Origin of the sequence: Micromonospora haikouensis, from assembly GCF_900091595.1 — a bacterium.
Lineage (GTDB): Bacteria > Actinomycetota > Actinomycetes > Mycobacteriales > Micromonosporaceae > Micromonospora > Micromonospora haikouensis.
The window spans coordinates 1-18,619 of record NZ_FMCW01000053.1 but is presented as its reverse complement, the minus strand read 5'-3'; the positions used below and the strand labels follow the sequence as shown (position 1 = coordinate 18,619).

Below are 18,619 nucleotides of genomic sequence, written 5' to 3'. Positions count from 1 at the left end.
GCCTGATCACGCGCCCTGGCCGCGCACCGCGGACGTGTCGACGATCTGCTCCGTGGGCAGCCGGGGGGTGTGCGGCGGGCCGGCGTGCGCCGGGTCCGCGATGCCCATCCGCAGCACCAGGTACGGGTACCCGAGGCCGGCGAGGACCTGCCGCAGGGTCTGCCGGGTGCCCTCCACCTCGACGACGCCCGACAGCGGCACCATCGACACGCCCAGCCGGGTCGCCGTCAGCCAGCCCGCCGACAGCGCCTCCCCGGCCCGCAGCCAGTTGTCCGGCTCGTCCTCGTCGCCGAAGAGCACCCCGTACGCCGCCGCCCGGTCGTGGCCCGGCCCGATCGGCAGGGTGCCCGGGCGGCCGAAGTCCCGCCCCGGCACGGTGGTCTGCTGCGCCTGCTCGGGCAGCACCTCCGGCGGCAGGCCCGTGCCGGTGCCCACCCGGCTCGTCCAGTACTCCAGCTCCTCGCGCTGCCCCGAGTCCTCCGCCTCCACCGTCGCGGCGTGCGAGGCCGCCGCGGCCAGCTCCATCACCTGGTCGGAGTTGAGCACCTGGAACCGCGCGCCCTCGGCGGCGACCGCCGCGGCGATGTCGCCGAGCGCGGCCGTCGGCACCGGCTCGTCGCCGACCGGGCGGCGGTCGGTGTGCCGCACCTGCATGCACTGCACCACCCGCATGGCGTCGGGGTCGGCCTCGACGCGCTTGAGGTCGCCGACCCGCGCCAGCAGCTCCGCATCGCCCGGGTCGGGCAGCCGCTCCACCACGAACGCCCAGCCCTCGGCGGCGAGGGCCACCCGGGCGTGGTGCAGCGCCGCGCCGCAGCTCAGCGCCGACAGCCGCCCCTCCGGGTCGGTGGCGGCGAGCTGACGGTCCCGCACCACGCGCAGCTCCAGCGCGTCGGGCAGCACCCGCCAGCGCCACGGCTGGGTGTTGTGCACCGAGGGCGCGCGGCCGGCCGTCGCGGCGGCCTCCGCGAGCGCGGTGGTCAGCGGGCGGTCCGTCGCCGGCGTCTCGTGGCTCATCGTCACGACCTTTCGTCTCAGCCCATCGTGCCCCACCGCGCGGTGCCCCGGGCGGGGTTGCCGCTCCATCCTGCGGCACCGGCACCCCCGGACGCACGGTACGCAGGTCCCGTCCCGCCCGGGTAGTTCGCCTCCGCCGATCATGACAGGCGGCGGGCGTGATTCGGTGGTTGGCCTCCTCGCCGACCCGCCCGTTGAGAGGATCCGCTGGTGGGCACCGAGGCGCGGGAGTGCGTACCGGAGCGGCCGGTGCGGCAGCGCTGGGCGCGCGGGCTGCAGTGGGCGCCGCTGGCCGCGCTGACGCTGGCCGTGCTGGCCGGGGCGGGGCTGTGGCTCGCCGGCCGGCGCACCTGGGCGGACTGGCTGTGGGCGGCGGCGACCGTGACGGCGCTGGCCCCGGCGGCCTGGTCCATGCTGCGCCAGCTGTGGCGGCGGCAGTTCGGGGTGGACGTCATCGCCGTCCTCGCGCTGGCCGGCGCGCTCGTCGTCGGGGAGTACCTGGCGGGCGCGGTGATCGCGCTGATGCTCGCCACCGGCCGCGCGCTGGAGGCGTACGCCCAGCGCAGGGCGACCCGCGACCTGCGGGCCCTGCTGGAACGGGCCCCGCGCACGGCGCGGCGGCGGGTCCCCGGCGGCGGCATCGAGACGGTCCCGCTGGACCGGGTCACGGTCGGCGACCGGCTGGTGGTCGGCCCCGGCGACGTGGTGCCGGTCGACGGGACCGCCGAGGAGGCCGCCACCCTCGACGAGTCGGTCGTCACCGGCGAGTCCCGGCTCGTGCAGCGGGCGGCCGGCGAGCAGGTGGCCAGCGGCGTGGCCAACGCCGGGGCCGGGTTCGGGCTGCGGGCGACGAAGAGCGCGGCGGCCAGCACGTACGCCGGGATCGTCCGGCTCGCCGAGGAGGCCACCGCGCGCAAGGCCCCGATGGTGCGGATGGCCGACCGGTACGCGGCGGCGTTCGTGCCGTTCACGCTGGCCCTGGCCGGGCTGGCCTGGTGGCTCTCCGGCGAGTTCGTGCGGGCCGTGGCGGTGCTGGTGGTGGCCACCCCCTGCCCGCTGCTGCTGGCCACCCCCATCGCGATCGTCTCCGGGCTGTCCCGGGTGGCCCGGCGCGGGGTGCTGGTGCGCGACGGCGGCTCGCTGGAGCTGCTGGGCCGGGCCCGGACCCTGCTGGTCGACAAGACCGGCACGCTCACCGCCGGCCGGCCCCGGGCCGCCGAGACGGTGGTCGCCCCCGGCGGCGACCGGGACGAGGTGCTGCGGCTGGCCGCCTCCGTGGAGCAGCTCTCCCCGCACGTGCTGGCCGCCGCCCTGGTCCGGCAGGCCCGGGAGCAGGGCCTGCGGCTGACCGACCCGACCGACGTCACCGAGGAACCGGGGCGCGGGGTCACCGGCCGGGTCGACGGGCGGCTGGTGCGGGTCGGCCAGCTCGGCGGGGAACTGCCGCAGTGGGCGGCCCAGGCCGCCGAGCGCGCCGAACTGGCCGGCCGGTCGGCCGTCTGGGTCAGCGACGAGCGGGAGCCGCTCGGTGCGATCCTGCTGGAGGACCCGGTGCGCCCCGACGCCCGCCGCACCGTGCGGCGGCTGCGCGAGGCCGGGCTGACCCGGCTGATCATGGTCACCGGCGACCGGCCCGGCACCGCCGACCAGGTCGCGCAGGCCGTCGGCGTCGACGACGTGCTGGCCCGGTGCACGCCGCAGGAGAAGACCGCCCGGGTACGCGAGGAGTCCCGCCGGGCCGTCACCGTGATGGTCGGCGACGGGGTGAACGACGCCCCCGCCCTGGCCGAGGCCGACGTCGGGGTGGCGATGGGCGCCACCGGGGCGACCGCCTCCGCCGACGTCGCCGACGCGGTGCTCACCGTGGACCGGCTCGACCGGCTCGCCGACGCCGTGGAGATCGCCCGGTACGCCCGCCGCATCGCCACCCAGAGCGCCGTCGTCGGGATGGGACTGGCCGTGGCGGCGATGCTGGTCGCCGCCGTCGGGAAGCTGCCGCCGGTGGCCGGGGCGTTCCTGCAGGAGGGCATCGACGTCGTGGTGATCCTCAACGCGCTGCGGGCCCTCGGCGGCGGGCTGCGCCGCCGGGACGTCCCGCCGGACACCCGGGAACTGCTCGACCGGTACGCCGGCGAGCACGCCGCGGTCCGCGACGTGCTCGCCACGCTGCGCGACACCGCCGACCTGATCGCCACGCACCCCGACTCGCCGGACTGCCTGCCCGCCCTGCACGCCGTGCACGGGCGGCTCACCGGGCGGGTGCTGCCGCACGAGGCCGCCGAGGAGCGGCAGCTCTACCCGGCGCTGGCCGGGCCGCTCGGCAGCGACGAGGCGACCTCGACGATGAGCCGGGGGCACGTGGAGATCCGCCGGCTGGTCGACCGGATCGGCGGGCACCTCGCCCAGGCCGGCGACGGGCCGCTGCGCGGCGACCAGGTCACCGACCTGCTCGCCGCGCTGTACGGCCTCGACGCCGTCCTGCGCCTGCACCTGGCCCAGGAGGAAGAGGATTACTTCTCCCTCCCCGACTGACGCGGGCGCGTCAGCGTTCGCGGACCACCGCCACCGGGCAGTGGGCGTGGTGCAGGAGCTGCTGGCCGACCGAGCCGAGCAGCATGCCGCGCAGCCCGCCCCGGCCCCGGCTGCCGACCACCACGAGCTGGGCGTCCCGGCTCGCCTCGACCAGCGCGCCGGCCGGGCGGCCGGCCACCACGTCGACGGTCACCGCGACGTCGGGGAACGTCTCCCGCCAGCCGGCCAGCGGCCCGTCCAGCGCCGCCCGTTCCGCCGCCGCCGCGTCGTCGGCACCCAGGTCCCGGTCGGCCGACGGCTCCCAGGCCCGCACCACGTGCAGCGGGACGCCCCGCTGGGCCGCCCGCTCGACGGCGAACCCGAGGGCCACCAGCGAGGTGTCGGACCCGTCGACGCCCACCACCACCCGGCCCGTGCGCCCGGCGGGGGTGTCGCCGTCGCGGACCACCACCACCGGGCAGTGCGCGTGCGCGGTCACCGAGACGGCCGTGGAGCCGGCGAGCAGGCCGCCGAACCCGCCGTGGCCGCGGCTGCCGAGCACCAGCAGGCCCGCCTCGGCGGAGCGTTCCTCCAGCACCAGGGCCGGCGGCCCGTCGAACACCTCCCCGTGCACGGTGACCGTGGGCCGCGCGGCGGCGGCGTCGGAGGCGGCCTTCGCGACCAGCTCCTCGACCTGCCGGCGGGCGGTGTCGTCGGGCCAGATGCCGGGGGCCACGCCGGGGCCGACCCAGCCGGCCACGGTCACCCACTCGAAGACGTACGCCAGGCGGATCGGCCGGCCGCTGTGCTCCGCCTCGTCGAGCGCCCAGTTCAGGGCGAGGGTGGCGTCGGCGGAACCGTCGTAGCCGACGAGGATCTCGGCACCGCTCACTGTCCGCTCCCCAGCTCGGTGTCGGTCGCCCGGATCCACCGCCACTCGACGACCCGGGGGTCGTCCTCGCCGTACTCGCGGGTGTGGTCGCGGCACGCCTGCCGGGCGTCGACCATCTCCTGGCGCAGGTGCGCGGCGCGCGCGGCCAGCCCCGGCACCCGGTCGATCACGTCGATGACCAGGTGGAACCGGTCCAGGTCGTTGAGCATCACCATGTCGAACGGCGTGGTGGTGGTGCCCTCCTCCTTGTATCCGCGCACGTGCAGGTTGTCGTGGTTGGCGCGCCGGTAGGTGAGCCGGTGGATCAGCCACGGGTAGCCGTGGTAGGCGAAAATGATCGGCTTGTCGCGGGTGAAGATGGTGTCGAACTCGTTGTCGGGCAGGCCGTGCGGGTGCTCCGACGGCGGCTGGAGGCGCATCAGGTCGACCACGTTGACCACCCGCACCTTCAGCTCCGGCAGCCGCTGGCGCAGCAGGTCGGCGGCGGCCAGGGTCTCCAGCGTCGGCACGTCACCGGCGCAGGCGAGCACCACGTCCGGCTCCTCGCCGTCGTCGGTGCTGGCCCAGTCCCAGATGCCCAGGCCGCGCCGGCAGTGCTGGATCGCCTCGTCCATGGTCAGCCAGTTCGGGGCGGGCTGCTTGCCGGCCACCACCACGTTGATGTAGTGCCGGCTGCGCAGGCAGTGGTCCATGGTGGAGAGCAGGGTGTTGCCGTCCGGCGGCAGGTAGACCCGGACCACCTCGGCCTTCTTGTTGACCACGTGGTCGATGAAGCCCGGGTCCTGGTGCGAGAAGCCGTTGTGGTCCTGCCGCCACACGTGGCTCGACAGCAGGTAGTTCAGCGACGCCACCGGCTCCCGCCACGGGATGCTCCGGGTCACCTTCAGCCACTTGGCGTGCTGGTTGACCATCGAGTCGACGATGTGGATGAACGCCTCGTAGCTGGTGAAGATGCCGTGCCGGCCGGTCAGCAGGTAGCCCTCCAGCCAGCCCTGGCACAGGTGCTCCGACAGCACCTCCATCACCCGGCCGTCGGGGGAGAGGTGGTCGTCGCCGTCGACCCGGTTGGCGACGAACGCCCGGTCGGTGACCTCGAAGGCCGCGCCGAGCCGGTTGGAGGCGACCTCGTCGGGGCCGAAGAGGCGGAAGGTGCGCGGGTTGGCGGTGATGATGTCGCGGACCCACGCGCCGAGCACGCCGGTCGCGCCGACCGCAGGCTCGCCGGGCTGCTGGACGTCGACGGCGTACCGGCGGAAGTCCGGCAGCTCCAGGTCGCGCAGCACCCGCCCGCCGTTGGTGACCGGGTTGGCGCTCATCCGCAGGTCACCGGTCGGCGGCAGCGCGGCCAGCTCGGCGACGGGCGCGCCGGTCGGGTCGAACAGCTCCTCCGGCCGGTAGCTGCGCAGCCAGCGCTCCAGCTCGGCCAGGTGCTCCGGGTTGTCGCGCACCTCGGCGATGGGCACCTGGTGGGCGCGGTAGGTGCCCTCCACCTGCTTGCCGTCGACGACCGCCGGGCCGGTCCAGCCCTTCGGCGTACGCAGGATGATCATCGGCCAGCGGGGGCGCTCGACGGGTGCGCCGGAGCGGGCCCGGCGCTGGATGGCGGCGATCTCGTCGACCGCCCGGTCGAGGGTGGCGGCGAGCGTCTGGTGCACCGCGGCCGGGTCGTCGCCCGCGACGACGTACGGCTGGTAGCCGAAGCCGCGCATCATGTCCAGCAGGTCGTCGGTGGGGATGCGGTCCAGCACCGTCGGGTTGGCGATCTTGTAGCCGTTGAGGTGCAGGATGGGCAGCACCGCCCCGTCGCGGGCCGGGTTGAGGAAGACGTTGGACAGCCAGCTACCGGCCAGCGGGCCGGTCTCGGCCTCGCCGTCGCCGATGACGCAGGCGACCAGCAGGTCGGGGTTGTCGAACGCCGCGCCGTAGGCGTGGCTCAGCGCGTACCCCAGCTCGCCGCCCTCGTGGATCGAACCCGGCACCTCCGGTGCCACGTGGCTCGGGATGCCGCCGGGGAAGGAGAACTGGCGGAACAGCCGCTGCATGCCGGTCTCGTCGCGGCTCACCGAGTGGTAGAGCTCGCTGTAGGTGCCCTCCAGCCACGTGTTGGCCACCAGCGCGGGGCCGCCGTGACCGGGGCCGGTGATGAAGATCGTCGGCAGCTTCCGGTTGACGATGATCCGGTTGAGGTGCGCGTAGAGCAGGTTGAGGCCCGGGCTGGTGCCCCAGTGCCCCAGCAGCCGGGGCTTGACGTGCTCGGGCCGCAGCGGCTCCCGCAGCAGCGGGTTGTCCAGCAGGTAGATCTGCCCGACGGTCAGGTAGTTCGCGGCACGCCAGTAGGCGTCCAGCCGGCGCAGCTCGTCTTCGGTCAGGGGGCTGTGCAGGTCTACAGCGGTGTCCATGCTGCGTTAGCCTCTCGCGGATCGGGGACGTTCGCATCCGGGGTGCCGGGTTTTCCCGGCCACGTCCAGCTTCGCGGTGCGGGCGGAGATCGATCAGGGTCGTTGGTCCCGGACCCTGGGGACGTCATGCCCCGCCCGGTGCGGTGGAAACCAGTCCACGCACGACGATGACCGGCGCGGGGGAGTGGTAGAGCAGCGACTGGCTGACCGCGCCGAGCATCCCGCGCAGCGGCTCGTCGCCCCGGGCGGCCACCACGGTCAGCTGCGCGGAGCGGGACTGCTCGACCATGACCGCGCCGGGGTCGCCGACGACGACCTGGCACTCGACCGACACCTCCGGGTGCCGGCGTCCGCACCGGGCCACCACGTCGGCCAGCTCGGCGTGCGCGGTCCCCAGGCCGTGCCGGTCGTACGCGTCGTGCGGGTCGCTGCCCGGCGGGGTGCCGGCGGTGTCGGGCGGCCGGTCCTCGGGCGGCGGCTCGACGACCCGCACGGCGAGCAGCCGGGCGGACCGGCGGGCGGCGCAGCCGAAGGCGAACGCCAGCGCCGTACGGGAGCTGGCCGAACCGTCGACGCCGACGAGGACGGGGCCCTGCGGTGGCGGCTCGGGGCGGACCACCAGCACCGGGCAGCCGGCCCGGGCAGCGAGTTGCACCGCCGGTGCGTCGGCGGGGATGCACGCGCCGCAGCGCGCCATCCCGCCGTCGCCGATGACGACGAGGAACGCCGACTCGGAGCGGCGGACCAGCGCGGCGACCGGCGCGCCCTCGACGATCTCGCCGCTGACCGGCACCGCCGGCTCCGCCTCGCCGGCGGCTGCGGCGGCCTGTTCGAGCAGTTCCTCGGCCCGGGCGCGCGGGCCGGTCACCGACGGGGCCTCCAGCGCCGCCGACCAGTTGAAGGCGTGCAGCAGGCGCAGCGGACGGCGGTGGCCGGCGGCCTCCCGCGCGGCCAGCCGGACGATCTGCCCGGCAGACTCCGGCGAGCCGAGTGCGGCCACCACGGGCGCGTCGGCGGGTGGGGTCATCCGGCCTCACCTCCCCCGACAGGCGCGCACGGCGGGTCCGATCCCTGCGACCGAGCGTAGTGGTCGACGGCCCGGCGGGGGCCGGTATCGCGCCTGCCCGGCCGGCGCCGCTGTCAACTCTGGTTGACGCAACCTTGCTGTCAACGTATGTTGACACCATGAGTCACGCGACGGAACTCGCGGCGGCGGCCGGCAGCACCGATCCCCGGGTCGGCCTGCGTGCCGTGCGCGCCCTGCGTCGGCTGCTCGAACGGTTGGAGGTGGTCCAGGTGGACAACGCCCGACGGCAGGGCTGGTCCTGGCAGGAGATCGCCGACGCGTTGGAGGTCAGCCGGCAGGCGGTCCACAAGAAGCACGCCGGGCGGCCGGCGGTCCCGAGCACCTGGGAGGAATGATGTTCGAACGGTTCACCGACCGGGCCCGCGAGGTGGTCAAGCAGGCCGCCCACGAGGCGCGGGCCGCCGGGCGGCGCCCCATCGGCACCGAGCACCTGCTCCTCGCCGTCCTCGCGGACCCCGACAACCTGGCGAGCCGGGTGCTGTCCGCCGCAGGCGTCCGCGCCGCCGACCTGCGCGCCGCCGTGGCCCGGCACACCGCCGAGGGCGACGCGGGGCTCGCCGAGGCCGACGCCGCCGCGCTGCGCGAGATCGGCATCGACCTGGCCGCGATCGTCGCCCGGATCGAGGAGTCCTTCGGCCCCGACGCGCTGCGTGCGGCGGCGCCCGCCCCGCGCCGCCGGTGGGGATGGCGGCAGCGGCAGCGGCCCGGCGGCCCGTTCTCGCCCCGCTCGAAGAAGGCGTTGGAGCTCTCGCTGCGCGAGGCGCTGCGGCTGCGGCACCGGCACATCGGCACCGAGCACATCCTGCTCGGAATGCTGCGCGAGGGCGGCGGTCCGGCCGCGCTGGTGCTCGCCGAGGCCGGGCTCGACCTGGACGACCTGCGCCGCCGGGTCGAGCTGGCCCTGCGGGCCGCGGCCTAGCCGCACCGCCCGGTCCACCCGGTCCTCCCGTTCTCTGAGCCTTCCCTCGCTTCGCGGTTCCCTCACCCCTTCCCCCTCGCCTCTCCTCGTTCCCTCTCCTCTCACTTGTCCCGCCCGCCGCCCGCCGCCCGCCGCCCGCCGCCTGTGGCCCGTGGCCCGACTCCCTCCCACGCCTCTCCTTCCTCGCCCGCTCGCCGACGGCCCACCCTGTCGACTCCATGTCACTCAGGGTGATCGCCTCTCCGGTGGCGGCGTTGCCGTCCGCCCTCCTTTGCTCTGCACCCATCCACGCAACGGTATGCGGATAGTGACCGACCGTGGTGTCGCGTGACTCTGCGCGATTCCGCGTATCCACAGCTCGTGCGCTGTGCTGCGCCCGTGGGTGCAGAGCAAAGGGGGCGGGCGGCGTCGGGCGGTGCGGGCACGAAGCAACGCAGGGTGACGAGCCTCGGTCCCCCTGTGCCAGCGACGCGTACCTTACGCACCGTGGCCGGCGGCGCGGCCGGTTCCGGGCACCCCGGCCCCGTAAACCTGTTTTCGGTGCGCGCAACCTCACCGGTCGCCGGCTCGCCGCCCGCACCGATTTGGCGCACACTGACGCCGTGGATGCTGAGCAGAACACGCGTTCGACGCGGGACGCGCGCGCGGCCGACCACCACGGCGGGCTGCGCTCCGCCGTGGTGGTCAACCCGGTGAAGGTCGCCGACCTCGACGAGCTGCGCGAGACGGTCGACGGGGCGCTCGGCGCCGCCGGCTGGCCGGCACCGCTGTGGTTCGAGACCACCCCGGAGGACCCGGGCCGGGGGCAGACCGAGAAGGCCGTCTCCGCCGGGGTCGACGTCGTCTTCGCCTGCGGCGGCGACGGCACCGTGATGTCCTGCGTCAGCGCGCTGGTCGGCACCGACGTGGCCCTCGCCGTCCTGCCCCAGGGCACCGGCAACCTGCTCGCCGCCAACCTCGGCCTCTCCACCGACCTGGCCGCCGGGCTGGAGGTGGCCGTCGAGCAGGGCCGCCGCCAGCTCGACGTCGGCGCGGTCGACGACGCCTACTTCACCGTCATGGCCGGGATGGGCTTCGACGCCCAGATGCTCGACGCCACCTCGGAGACGACCAAGGCCCGCATCGGCTGGCCGGCGTACGTGATGGGGGCCGCCCGGCACCTGCGCGACCGGCCGATGCGGGTCACCATCCGCATCGACGACCGGCCGCCGCTGCGCCGCCGGGCCCGCTCGGTGCTGGTGGCCAACGTCGGCCGCCTCCAGGGCGGCGTCACCCTGCTCACCGACGCCGAACCGGACGACGGCTGGCTCGACGTCGCCGTGCTCACCCCGCGCACCCTGCGCCACTGGCTGGCCATGGGCTGGGCGCTGGTGCGCCGCCGGGGCAGCGTCCCCCGGATGGAGGTCTACCGCGCCCGCCGGGTGGAGGTCACCAGCAACCGGGCCCAGCCGCGCGAGCTCGACGGGGACCTCATCGCTCCGGGGCGGCGGCTGGCGGCCGAGATCCGCCCCCGCGCCCTCTGGCTCTGCGTGCCGCAGCCGCAGGAGGCACCCGACCTGGCCGCCGACGCCGAGGCAGCCGGGGAGCGGGGCGAGGAGCTGGTCGAGGAGGCCCGCCGTGAGTAGCACCAGGATGGTGCCCGAGACCCGGCTCATGGCCGACGAGGAGCTCTCCGCCGACGACGCCTGGCACACACTGCGCCGCCACGGCGGCTGGCGCCTGCTGCGGGACGCGTTCGTCCGGTTCCGCTACGGCGACGGGTTCAGTCACTCCCGCGCCCTCGCGTTGCAGCTCTGCCTCGCCGTGGTGCCGTTCCTGATCGCCCTCACCGGCCTGATCACCGACCTCGGCGCCGACGAGGGCGGCCGGGTCGTCGCCGACACCGTGCTCGCCCTCACCCCGGGGCAGAGCGAGCAGGTGGTCGGTGAGCTGCTCGACTCCGGCGAGCGCACCGAGGACGCCGGCGAGCTGGCGCTGACCCTCGGCCTGCTGACCGGCCTCGTCGCGCTCACCACCACGATGGCCCAGATCGAGCGCGGCGCCAACCGGATCTACGGCGTCGAGCGGGACCGCCCGGCCCTGTGGAAATACCTGCGCGCCGCCGTCCTCGCGCTCGTCGCGGGCGTCCCGGCGCTCGCCGGGTTCCTCATCCTGGTCGGTGGCGGGTCGATGGGCGATTCGGTACGCCGCAACTACGCCTGGGGCGACGTCGCCACCTTCGCGTGGGACGTGGTCCGCTGGCCGCTGAGCCTCGGCCTGACCGTGCTCGCCGTGGCCCTGCTGTTCCGGCACGCCCCCCGCCGCAAGCAGCCCGGACTGTCCTGGCTGTTCTTCGGCGCCGGCATCGCCACCGCTTTGTGGTGGCTGGCCAGCCTGCTGCTCGCCGCGTACGTGCGGTTCAGCGACGGGTTCGGGCAGACCTACGGGGCGCTGACCGGGATGATGGCGCTGCTGCTCTGGGCCAACCTCACCGGGATGGCGCTCTTCGGCGGGCTGGCCTTCGCCGCCCAGCTCGAAGCGATGCGCATCGGGGTGCCCGAGCCGGCCCAGCCGGACCTGTGGCAGCCCGAGACCGAGCGCGAGGAGATCCACGACACCGGCGAGATGACCGCCCTGTAGAGCTGGCCGCGACACCCCCCGGTGTACGGGAGGCCCGGATCGGGTAAAGCGCCTCGCCAGAGCAGACAAGGGAGGTGCGGGGTGACCGCGGTCAAAGAGGTGGTGCGGCGACCACTCGGCCATTTCGCCGAGCGGAGCATCGCCGGGCTGGTGGCCGTCGTCGGCGCGGGGGTCGCCTTCGGCCTGCTGCTGATGCTGGTGCGTTTCCGGTGGAGCCCGCTGCAGCACGCCGACCACGAGGCCGCCGAGTGGTTCAACGGGCTCGTCGCCCCGCACCACGCCCTGGTCACCGTGTTGCAGGCGATCACCGACCTCGGCGGGCGGCCCGTGCTGATCTGGCTGGTCAGCGTCGCCGTGCTCGGGCTGCTGATCCGCAAGCAGGCCCGGCTCGCCGTCTATCTGATCATCACCGGGGTCGGCGGGCTGATCCTCGACCCGTCGCTGAAGACCCTGGTCGGCCGCCTGCGCCCCGTGGTGGACGTGCCGCTGGCCAGTGCCCCCGGCAACAGCTTCCCCAGCGGCCACGCCCTCGGCTCGTTCGTCGCGTACGGGGCGATCCTGCTGGTCTTCCTCCCCGCCATGGCGCCCCGCTGGCGTAGGCCCGCCATCGCCGTCGCCGCCGTGCTGGTGGCCCTGATCGGGCTGACCCGGATCGCGCTGGGCGTGCACTTCGTCTCCGACGTGCTCGGCGGCTGGCTGCTCGGCGCGGCCTGGCTGGGCGTCACCGCGTACGCCTTCCGGCTGTGGCGGCGCGAGCGCGGCCGGCCGGTGCCGCCGCTGACCGAGGGCCTGGAGCCGGAGGCGGGCCGGGACATCGCCCCGGCCCTCGCCGAGGAGCACGTGCTGGAGCACCCCCGCTCGGCCGTCGCCGAGCTGCTGGTCGGCTGGGTGCTGGTGTTCGGCGTGCTGTACGCGTTCGGCATGTTCGTCAGCTACCACGCCATGGACACGTTCCTCGGCACCCTCGACACCGAGGTCCCGCGCTGGTTCGCCGACCGGCACACCGACGCGTTGACCGACCTGAGCTGGTGGTGGAGCAAGTTCGGCGACACCCACGCGATCCTGCTGGTGTCGCTGGTCTTCTGCCCGCTGGTGCTCGCCGTGTGGCGGCGCTGGCGGCCGGTGCTGTTCGTGGCGCTGGCGATGTTCGGCGAGCTGACCCTCTTCCTCGCCTCCGCCCGCGCCGTCGACCGGCCCCGCCCGCCCGTGGAGAACCTCGACGGGCAGATGCCCACCTCGTCGTTCCCGTCCGGGCACATCGCCGCCACCATCTGCCTCTGGCTCGCCATCGCCCTCATCGTGTTCCCCCGCACCGACCGCTGGTGGCGCTGGATCTTCGTGGCCGCCGCGGTGGTCATGCCGGTGGGGGTGGCGGTCTCCCGGATGTACCGGGGCATGCACCACCCGACCGACTTCATGGGCGCGATCCTGCTCAGCGCCCTGTGGATCGGCCTGCTCTACTGGGTGATCCGCCCCAACGCCGACCTCGCCGAGGGCAACCGGCCGGCGATCGAGTCCGAACAGGTCGACGAGCTGGACGACGAGCTGGCCACCGCCGGCCGCCCCGACTGACCCGATGCTGCGGGTGATGACCTGGAACATCAAGACCGGCGGTCGGGACCGGACGGGTCCCGGCCGCCTGGACCGGGTGGCCCGGGTCGTCGCCGCGCACCGGCCGGACCTGCTGGCCGCGCAGGAGCTGCGCGGCTTCGACTCCGGCGGCGTGCTGGCCGGCTTCGCCGCCGCCGTGGGCATGGAGCCGTACCTGGCCCGGTCGTGCTTCGGCCAGCCCGTGGCGGTGCTGGCCCGCCCGCCGCTGAGGGTCGTCGCGGCCGGTCCGGTCCGCCGCCCGTTCCACCACGCCGCGGTACGCGTCACCGTGGCCACCGACGCCGGTCCGCTGACCGTGTTCGGCGCGCACCTCGACCCGTACTCGGGGCTGCGGCGGCGGGTCGAGGCGGGCTGGCTGGCGGGGGCGGTCGGTCGTGCCCCCGGCGCGGGGCGGGGCGCGCTGGCGCTGCTGGCCGGGGACCTGAACACTCTCGCCCCGGGCGTCGACCACACCGACCGCGTCGCCCGGCTGCCGGCCGCGTACCGGCGTCGGCACCTGCGTCGGGACGGGCGGACGGTGGAGACCCGGGCGGTGGCCCGGCTCGCCGCCGCCGGCCTGGTCGACCTGTACGCCGCGCTCGCCCCCGCCGACGACGAGGGGCCGACCGCGCCGACGCGGCACGGCGGCGGCGCGGAGTTCTCCGGCATGCGGCTGGACTATCTCCTCGGCACGCCGGCCCTGGCCGGGCTGGCCCGGTCCTGCGTCGTCGTGCGCGGCGGCGACACCGAGTACGCCTCCGACCACTACCCGATGCTCGCCGATCTCGACCTGCGCCCGGCCTGACCGCCGCCCGCGCCGCCTCGCCGTGCCGCCCGCGCCGCCGTGCCGCCGCCCGCGCTGGTCGCCGCGTTCGCCCGGGGCGTCGCCCTGGTCGTGGTGCTGCCCGTTCGGCTGCTGTGGGAGCTGCTCGTCGGGGCCGGGCGGCTGCTGCACCGGTGGCTGCTCAGCCCGCTGGGCAGGGCCCTGCGTGCCTGGGTGCTGCGCCCGCTCGCCTGGCTCGCGTACCACCTGCTCTGGGTGCCCCTGGCGTGGCTGGCGCGGCACCTGGTGCGGCGTCCGCTCAGCTGGGCGCTCCGGACGCTGGTCCGGCCCGTGGCGCGACTGGTCGTGGTGGCGGTGGACTGGCTGATCCGGCACCTGCTGGTGCCGCTGGTACGCCTGGTGGGGCGGCTGTTCGGCCCGGCGTTGACGGCCCTCGGGCGCGGCCTGTGGTGGCTGCTGCGGCTGGCCTGGACGGCCCTGTCCTACGCCTGGCGGCTCGCCGGGCGCATCCTGCGCGCCCTGCACCGGCTGCTGCTGCGCCCGGTCGGGCTGGCCCTGCGCTGGGCCTGGCGGCACACCGTCGCCCCACTCGGCCGCGCCCTGCGCGCCGCCTGGCGGCACACGGTCACCCCGGCGGCCCGCTGGCTGAACGCGTCGGTCCTGACCCCGGTCCGCGAGGCCACCCGGGCCCTCCTGGCAGCCCTGAACCTCCGCCCCTGACACCCCTGTCGGCATCGTTGGGGCGCTATCACTTTCCGTGATGGTGGTGGGCGATCGGTTGCGAGGGGCGGCTGGCATCACTCTGCGCAATTCTCCAGCGACGCCACCGAAGTGCGCTCGTTCCCTTTGCTCTGCACCCATCGACGCAGCACCCACCGCGAGCTGCGCGGGAGGGAAGGTGGTGGATTGTGCGGGGCGAACGGCTCGGTTGCGCTGCGTTAGCGATGCGTATGTGGGTGCAGAGCAAAGGGAACGGTGGGAGTGGTGTCGCCGGCCGCGAGAATTGCGCTGAGTCGCCGGTCGATGCCGGACCGGACGCGTCGTTGCCGGTCGGTGATCGAGCCGTCGTGAGGGCGGGTTGCCGGGCCGTGGCCGGGCAGGGCAGGGCCGCCGGGCGGATCTCCGTGTTGCCGATGCGCATCAGGCCACCTTTCGCAGGGACGAAGCGAGCAGAGCACGTACCGCTGCGGCGACCTCGACCGGCGCGGTGGTGGCGACGTTGTGCGCTGCGCCAGGCACCGCCGCCGCGCGGGCGTCCGGGGCCAGCCGGGCCAGCCGGTCCCGCCAGGCGGCCGGGACCACCGGGTCCCGGGCGCCGGTGACGACCAGGGTGGGCGCGGTGACCCGGGCGGCGTCCGCCTCGATCGCGTTGCGCACCGAGTGCGAGAGGGTGGCGTACACCCGCCAGGGGCGGGCGTCGACGACGTCGCGGAGCAGGATCGGGGCCTGCCACGGCGCCTCGCGCAGCGTGTCGACGAGCCAGCGACCGAACTGCCCCCGCCGGGTGCGGGCCGCCGGGTCGCTGGTGGGGCCGGCGAGCACCAGGGCCCGGACGAGCCGGGGGGTACCGGGCGGCCAGCGCGGCGGCCACCTCCGCGCCGAACGAGTGCCCGAGCACGCACGCCGGCGGCAGCCGGTACGCGGCGAACCACGCCGCCGCCACTCGCTGGTCAGTCCGGCGGCGGGCCGGGGCGCGGCCAGGGCGAGCCGCAGCCGCCTCACAGCTCGCGGAGCCGGGGGAGCAGCTCCTCCCGGGCCCAGTCGAGGAACATGGGCTGGGTGTCACCGCCGACCTGCACCAGCGCCACGTGGGTGAAGCCGGCGTCGACGAACTTCTTGAACGCCGCGACGTGCCGGTCGGTGTCCGGGCCGCAGGAGATCCCCTCGGCGACGTCGTCCTCGCGGACGTACTGCGTCGCGGCGGCGAACGACTCCGGGCCGGGCAGTTCGGCGTTCACCTTCCAGCCCATGCCGAACCAGCGGAACTGGTCGTGTGCGATCTTGCGGCACTCCGCCTCGTCGGGGCCGTAGCAGATGGCGACCTGGCCGAACCGGGGCTGCCCCGCGCCGCCCGCGTCGTCGTACATCTGGATCAGGTGGGCGTCGGGCTCGGTGGCGACGAGGCCGTCGCCGTAGTCGGCGGCGAGCGTCGCCGACTGCCGGCCGGACGCGGCCACGGCCATCGGCACCGGACGCTCCGGCCGGTCCCAGACGTACGCGTCGGGCACGTCGAAGTGGTTGCCGGAGAAGGTCAGCGTCTCCCCGTTCAGCAGGGGCCGGATGATCTGCAGCGCCTCCTCGAACATCTCGTGCCGCTGCTGCACGTGCGGCCAGCCGCCGACGACGTGCTCGTTGAGGTTCTCCCCGGCGCCCAGGCCGAGGGTGAACCGGCCGTCCGACAGCGCCCCGATCGTGCTGGCCTTCTGCGCCACCACGGCGGGGTGGTAGCGGCGGATCGGGCAGGTCACGAAGGACATCAGCTCGGCCCGGCTGGTGGCGTGGGCGACCGCGCCGAGCACCGACCAGGCGTACGGGGAGTGGCCCTGGGAGTCGAGCCAGGGATAGTAGTGATCGGAGATCACCAGCTGGTCGAAGCCGGCGGCCTCGGCGCGCACCGCGTAGTCGACCAGTTCCTTCGGCCCGGCCTGCTCGCACATCAGGGTGTAGCCGATGTTGACCATGGCGCATCTCCTTCGCTCTCCCGATCCACTCCGCATACCCCCGTGGGAGTCGGTCAACCCTCGACGGCCGTCGTGGCCTTGACGGGGCGGCCCTGGGTGGTAAGGTCCGGCCTTAACCGGTTCAGGCTGGGGGCGTCGCATCCTGTGGTGGGGATGACCGCACCTGTGGCGGCTCGCTGCCCCGCGAGCCGCCACAGGACATCCCCGCTGAGCCAAGACTCACTGAACCGGTTGCCCCGCATCAGCGATCGGCCTACGCTGATGCCTGCGCCGTCTCGGAGCCGGACGGCGGCTGACGGGCCAGCCGCCTTCTTCGTCACCACCACCGCACCCCCGCCGGGCACGGGGTTCGACCCTCCCTGAGGAAGGCCATGAGAAAACGTCTCTCCGTCGCGGGCGTCGCCCTGCTGACGGTCCTCGCCGCCGTGTTCGCCTTCGGGCAGCCCGCGCACGCCGCCGCCGGCTTCTCCGTCTCCAACGGCAAGCTGTACGACGCCAACGGCAACGAGTTCATCATGCGCGGCGTCAACCACGCCCACACCTGGTACCAGCAGCAGACCAGTTCCTTCGCCAACATCAAGGCGCTCGGCGCGAACACGGTGCGGGTGGTGCTGGCCAGCGGCGACCGCTGGGCCAAGAACGACACGGCCGACGTCGCCAACGTCATCTCCCTGTGCAAGGCGAACAAGCTGATCTGCGTCCTGGAGGTGCACGACACCACCGGCTACGGCGAGCAGAGCGGCGCGATCACCCTGGACCGGGCGGTCGACTACTGGCTGAGCATCTCCAGCGCCCTCGCCGGCCAGGAGAAGTACGTGATCGTCAACATCGGCAACGAGCCGTACGGCAACCAGGGCTACGGCACCTGGGCCACCGACTCGGCCAACGCGATCAAGCGGCTGCGCGCCGCCGGCCTCGCGCACACCATCATGGTCGACGCCCCCAACTGGGGCCAGGACTGGTCGTTCACCATGCGCGACAACGCGGCGTCGGTGTTCGCGGCCGACCCGCAGAAGAACACCGTCTTCTCCATCCACATGTACGGCGTCTTCGACACGGCCGCCGAGATCTCCGACTACCTCGGCCGGTTCCGCACCGCGAAGCTGCCGATCGTGGTGGGCGAGTTCGGCTTCGACCACTCCGACGGCAACCCCGACGAGGACACCATCCTGTCGTACACGCAGGCCAACGGCATCGGCTACCTGGGCTGGTCGTGGAGCGGCAACGGCGGCGGCGTCGAATACCTCGACATGGCCACCAACTTCAACCCGGCCGCCCTGACCACGTGGGGCCAGCGCATCTTCAACGGCGCCAACGGCATCAAGGCGACCTCGAAGGAGGCGTCGGTCTACGGCGGCATCGTCACGCCCACGCCGTCGACGACCGTGACGCCGACCCTACCGCCGCCGACCACGACGCCCCCGCCGACCACCCCGCCGGCCACCGGCGGCTGCACGGCGACGTACACGATCATCGGCCAGTGGCAGGGCGGCTTCCAGGGTGAGGTCAAGGTGACCGCCGGCTCCGCCGCCATCAACGGCTGGACGGCGAAGTGGACGCTCGGCAGCGGCCAGTCCATCAGCCAGGCGTGGAACGCGACGCTGACCAGCAGCGGGTCGAACGTGACCGCCACCAACGTCAGCTACAACGGCAAGCTCGGCGCCGGGGCCAGCACCAGCTTCGGCTTCATCGGCAGCTCCACCGGCACCCCCGCCGCCCCCGCGGTGACCTGCACGGCGAGCTGACCCCCTCCGCACCACCGCGGTGGCCGGGCCCGTACGGGCCCGGCCACCGCGTCGCGTGGGCTAGACCCAATGCCGTTCAGTTAGGGCGGGGGCTGGTTGGTCAAGGTTCGTCGGTGGTGATGTCGATGCTGGTGGTGGCTTTGTAGGTGCGGCGGTCGGTGTTGGGTCCGCGTGCCTGGTACTTGGAGTTCGAGCGTTTGATCATGCGGGTCTTCGTCCGGACGCGGCGTTCGGGTAGCAGGTTCGCCAGGACCTGTTCGCCGATGACGCCGACCAGGTCGACGACGGTGTCGGCGATGACACCGGCGGCGTGGACGATCTGGTCGCGTGCGGCGTTGAGGGCGGTGGTGAAGCTGGCCCGGTCCGGGTCGAGGC

Annotated in this window: 15 protein-coding genes and 1 pseudogene; 9 read left to right on the top strand and 7 right to left on the bottom strand. The window is 74.5% G+C overall.

The genetic code is table 11. The features are described 5' to 3' along the window. Positions 1-6 precede the first annotated feature (6 nt). Positions 7-1,017, bottom strand: a complete 1,011-nt coding sequence (locus GA0070558_RS31165) for an Acg family FMN-binding oxidoreductase (protein ID WP_091286712.1) — start codon at positions 1,015-1,017, stop codon at positions 7-9. A gap of 210 nt (positions 1,018-1,227) precedes the next feature. On the opposite strand from GA0070558_RS31165, the gene GA0070558_RS31160 reads away from it, so the two are divergent. Further along, positions 1,228-3,549: a heavy metal translocating P-type ATPase gene (locus GA0070558_RS31160; protein ID WP_091286689.1), complete on the top strand. Its 2,322-nt coding sequence runs from the start codon at positions 1,228-1,230 to the stop codon at positions 3,547-3,549. Between the two features lie 10 nt (positions 3,550-3,559). Here GA0070558_RS31160 and GA0070558_RS31155 read toward each other — a convergent pair whose 3' ends face one another. From GA0070558_RS31155 to GA0070558_RS31145, 3 genes are all read right to left on the bottom strand, one after another. Beyond that, positions 3,560-4,420 carry a universal stress protein gene (locus tag GA0070558_RS31155; RefSeq protein WP_091286685.1) on the bottom strand — a complete coding sequence of 287 codons (861 nt, stop codon included), beginning with the start codon at positions 4,418-4,420 and terminating at the stop codon, positions 3,560-3,562. Beyond that, positions 4,417-6,819 (bottom strand): phosphoketolase family protein, encoded by a 2,403-nt coding sequence (locus tag GA0070558_RS31150; RefSeq protein ID WP_091286681.1) that lies wholly within the window; start codon positions 6,817-6,819, stop codon positions 4,417-4,419. The genes GA0070558_RS31155 and GA0070558_RS31150 overlap by 4 nt, the downstream gene beginning before the upstream one ends. Before the next feature lie 124 nt (positions 6,820-6,943). After that, a complete protein-coding gene (locus GA0070558_RS31145; RefSeq protein ID WP_091286677.1) occupies positions 6,944-7,846 on the bottom strand; it encodes a universal stress protein in 903 nt (300 codons plus the stop codon). Between the two features lie 158 nt (positions 7,847-8,004). Here GA0070558_RS31145 and GA0070558_RS31140 point away from each other — a divergent pair, with 158 nt between their 5' ends. The 7 genes from GA0070558_RS31140 to GA0070558_RS31110 all read left to right on the top strand — a co-directional run bounded on the left by GA0070558_RS31140 (position 8,005) and on the right by GA0070558_RS31110 (position 14,538). Continuing rightward, positions 8,005-8,241 (top strand): HTH domain-containing protein, encoded by a 237-nt coding sequence (locus tag GA0070558_RS31140; protein ID WP_043962604.1) that lies wholly within the window; start codon positions 8,005-8,007, stop codon positions 8,239-8,241. Beyond that, positions 8,241-8,825 (top strand): Clp protease N-terminal domain-containing protein, encoded by a 585-nt coding sequence (locus tag GA0070558_RS31135; RefSeq protein WP_091286673.1) that lies wholly within the window; start codon positions 8,241-8,243, stop codon positions 8,823-8,825. Before GA0070558_RS31140 ends, GA0070558_RS31135 begins: the two co-directional genes overlap by 1 nt. A 665-nt stretch (positions 8,826-9,490) precedes the next feature. Further along, positions 9,491-10,450, top strand: a complete 960-nt coding sequence (locus tag GA0070558_RS31130) for a diacylglycerol/lipid kinase family protein (RefSeq protein WP_043964263.1) — start codon at positions 9,491-9,493, stop codon at positions 10,448-10,450. Further along, a complete protein-coding gene (locus GA0070558_RS31125; protein ID WP_091286670.1) occupies positions 10,443-11,444 on the top strand; it encodes a YihY/virulence factor BrkB family protein in 1,002 nt (333 codons plus the stop codon). The genes GA0070558_RS31130 and GA0070558_RS31125 overlap by 8 nt, the downstream gene beginning before the upstream one ends. Before the next feature lie 81 nt (positions 11,445-11,525). After that, positions 11,526-13,016: a phosphatase PAP2 family protein gene (locus GA0070558_RS31120; RefSeq protein ID WP_091286668.1), complete on the top strand. Its 1,491-nt coding sequence runs from the start codon at positions 11,526-11,528 to the stop codon at positions 13,014-13,016. A 4-nt stretch (positions 13,017-13,020) separates the two neighbouring features. Then, a complete protein-coding gene (locus tag GA0070558_RS31115; RefSeq protein WP_091286665.1) occupies positions 13,021-13,839 on the top strand; it encodes an endonuclease/exonuclease/phosphatase family protein in 819 nt (272 codons plus the stop codon). A 39-nt stretch (positions 13,840-13,878) separates the two neighbouring features. After that, the gene (locus tag GA0070558_RS31110) at positions 13,879-14,538 is read left to right on the top strand and encodes a hypothetical protein (RefSeq protein WP_091286662.1); all 660 of its coding nucleotides are present in this window, start codon (positions 13,879-13,881) and stop codon (positions 14,536-14,538) included. A gap of 420 nt (positions 14,539-14,958) precedes the next feature. Here GA0070558_RS31110 and GA0070558_RS31105 read toward each other — a convergent pair whose 3' ends face one another. Then, positions 14,959-15,540: an alpha/beta fold hydrolase gene (locus tag GA0070558_RS31105; RefSeq protein WP_256092230.1), complete on the bottom strand. Its 582-nt coding sequence runs from the start codon at positions 15,538-15,540 to the stop codon at positions 14,959-14,961. Continuing rightward, positions 15,537-16,499: a TIGR03557 family F420-dependent LLM class oxidoreductase gene (locus GA0070558_RS31100; RefSeq protein ID WP_043962610.1), complete on the bottom strand. Its 963-nt coding sequence runs from the start codon at positions 16,497-16,499 to the stop codon at positions 15,537-15,539. Before GA0070558_RS31100 ends, GA0070558_RS31105 begins: the two co-directional genes overlap by 4 nt. A 371-nt stretch (positions 16,500-16,870) precedes the next feature. Between GA0070558_RS31100 and GA0070558_RS31095 the strand changes: the two genes are divergently transcribed. Then, a complete protein-coding gene (locus GA0070558_RS31095) occupies positions 16,871-18,244 on the top strand; it encodes a cellulase family glycosylhydrolase (protein ID WP_091286659.1) in 1,374 nt (457 codons plus the stop codon). Positions 18,245-18,344: 100 nt separating this feature from the next. Here the strand turns inward: GA0070558_RS31095 and GA0070558_RS31090 are convergent. Further along, positions 18,345-18,619: pseudogene (locus tag GA0070558_RS31090) on the bottom strand (IS4 family transposase); the annotation flags it as partial.

Bases quoted from the DNA above. Each gene is read 5' to 3' on its own strand.
- GA0070558_RS31165 (WP_091286712.1), bottom strand. From the start codon at position 1,017: ATGAGCCACGAGACGCCGGCGACGGACCGCCCGCTGACCACCGCGCTC.
- GA0070558_RS31150 (WP_091286681.1), bottom strand. From the start codon at position 6,819: ATGGACACCGCTGTAGACCTGCACAGCCCCCTGACCGAAGACGAGCTG.
- GA0070558_RS31145 (WP_091286677.1), bottom strand. From the start codon at position 7,846: ATGACCCCACCCGCCGACGCGCCCGTGGTGGCCGCACTCGGCTCGCCG.
- GA0070558_RS31140 (WP_043962604.1), top strand. From the start codon at position 8,005: ATGAGTCACGCGACGGAACTCGCGGCGGCGGCCGGCAGCACCGATCCC.
- GA0070558_RS31135 (WP_091286673.1), top strand. From the start codon at position 8,241: ATGTTCGAACGGTTCACCGACCGGGCCCGCGAGGTGGTCAAGCAGGCC.
- GA0070558_RS31115 (WP_091286665.1), top strand. From the start codon at position 13,021: ATGCTGCGGGTGATGACCTGGAACATCAAGACCGGCGGTCGGGACCGG.
- GA0070558_RS31100 (WP_043962610.1), bottom strand. From the start codon at position 16,499: ATGGTCAACATCGGCTACACCCTGATGTGCGAGCAGGCCGGGCCGAAG.
- GA0070558_RS31095 (WP_091286659.1), top strand. From the start codon at position 16,871: ATGAGAAAACGTCTCTCCGTCGCGGGCGTCGCCCTGCTGACGGTCCTC.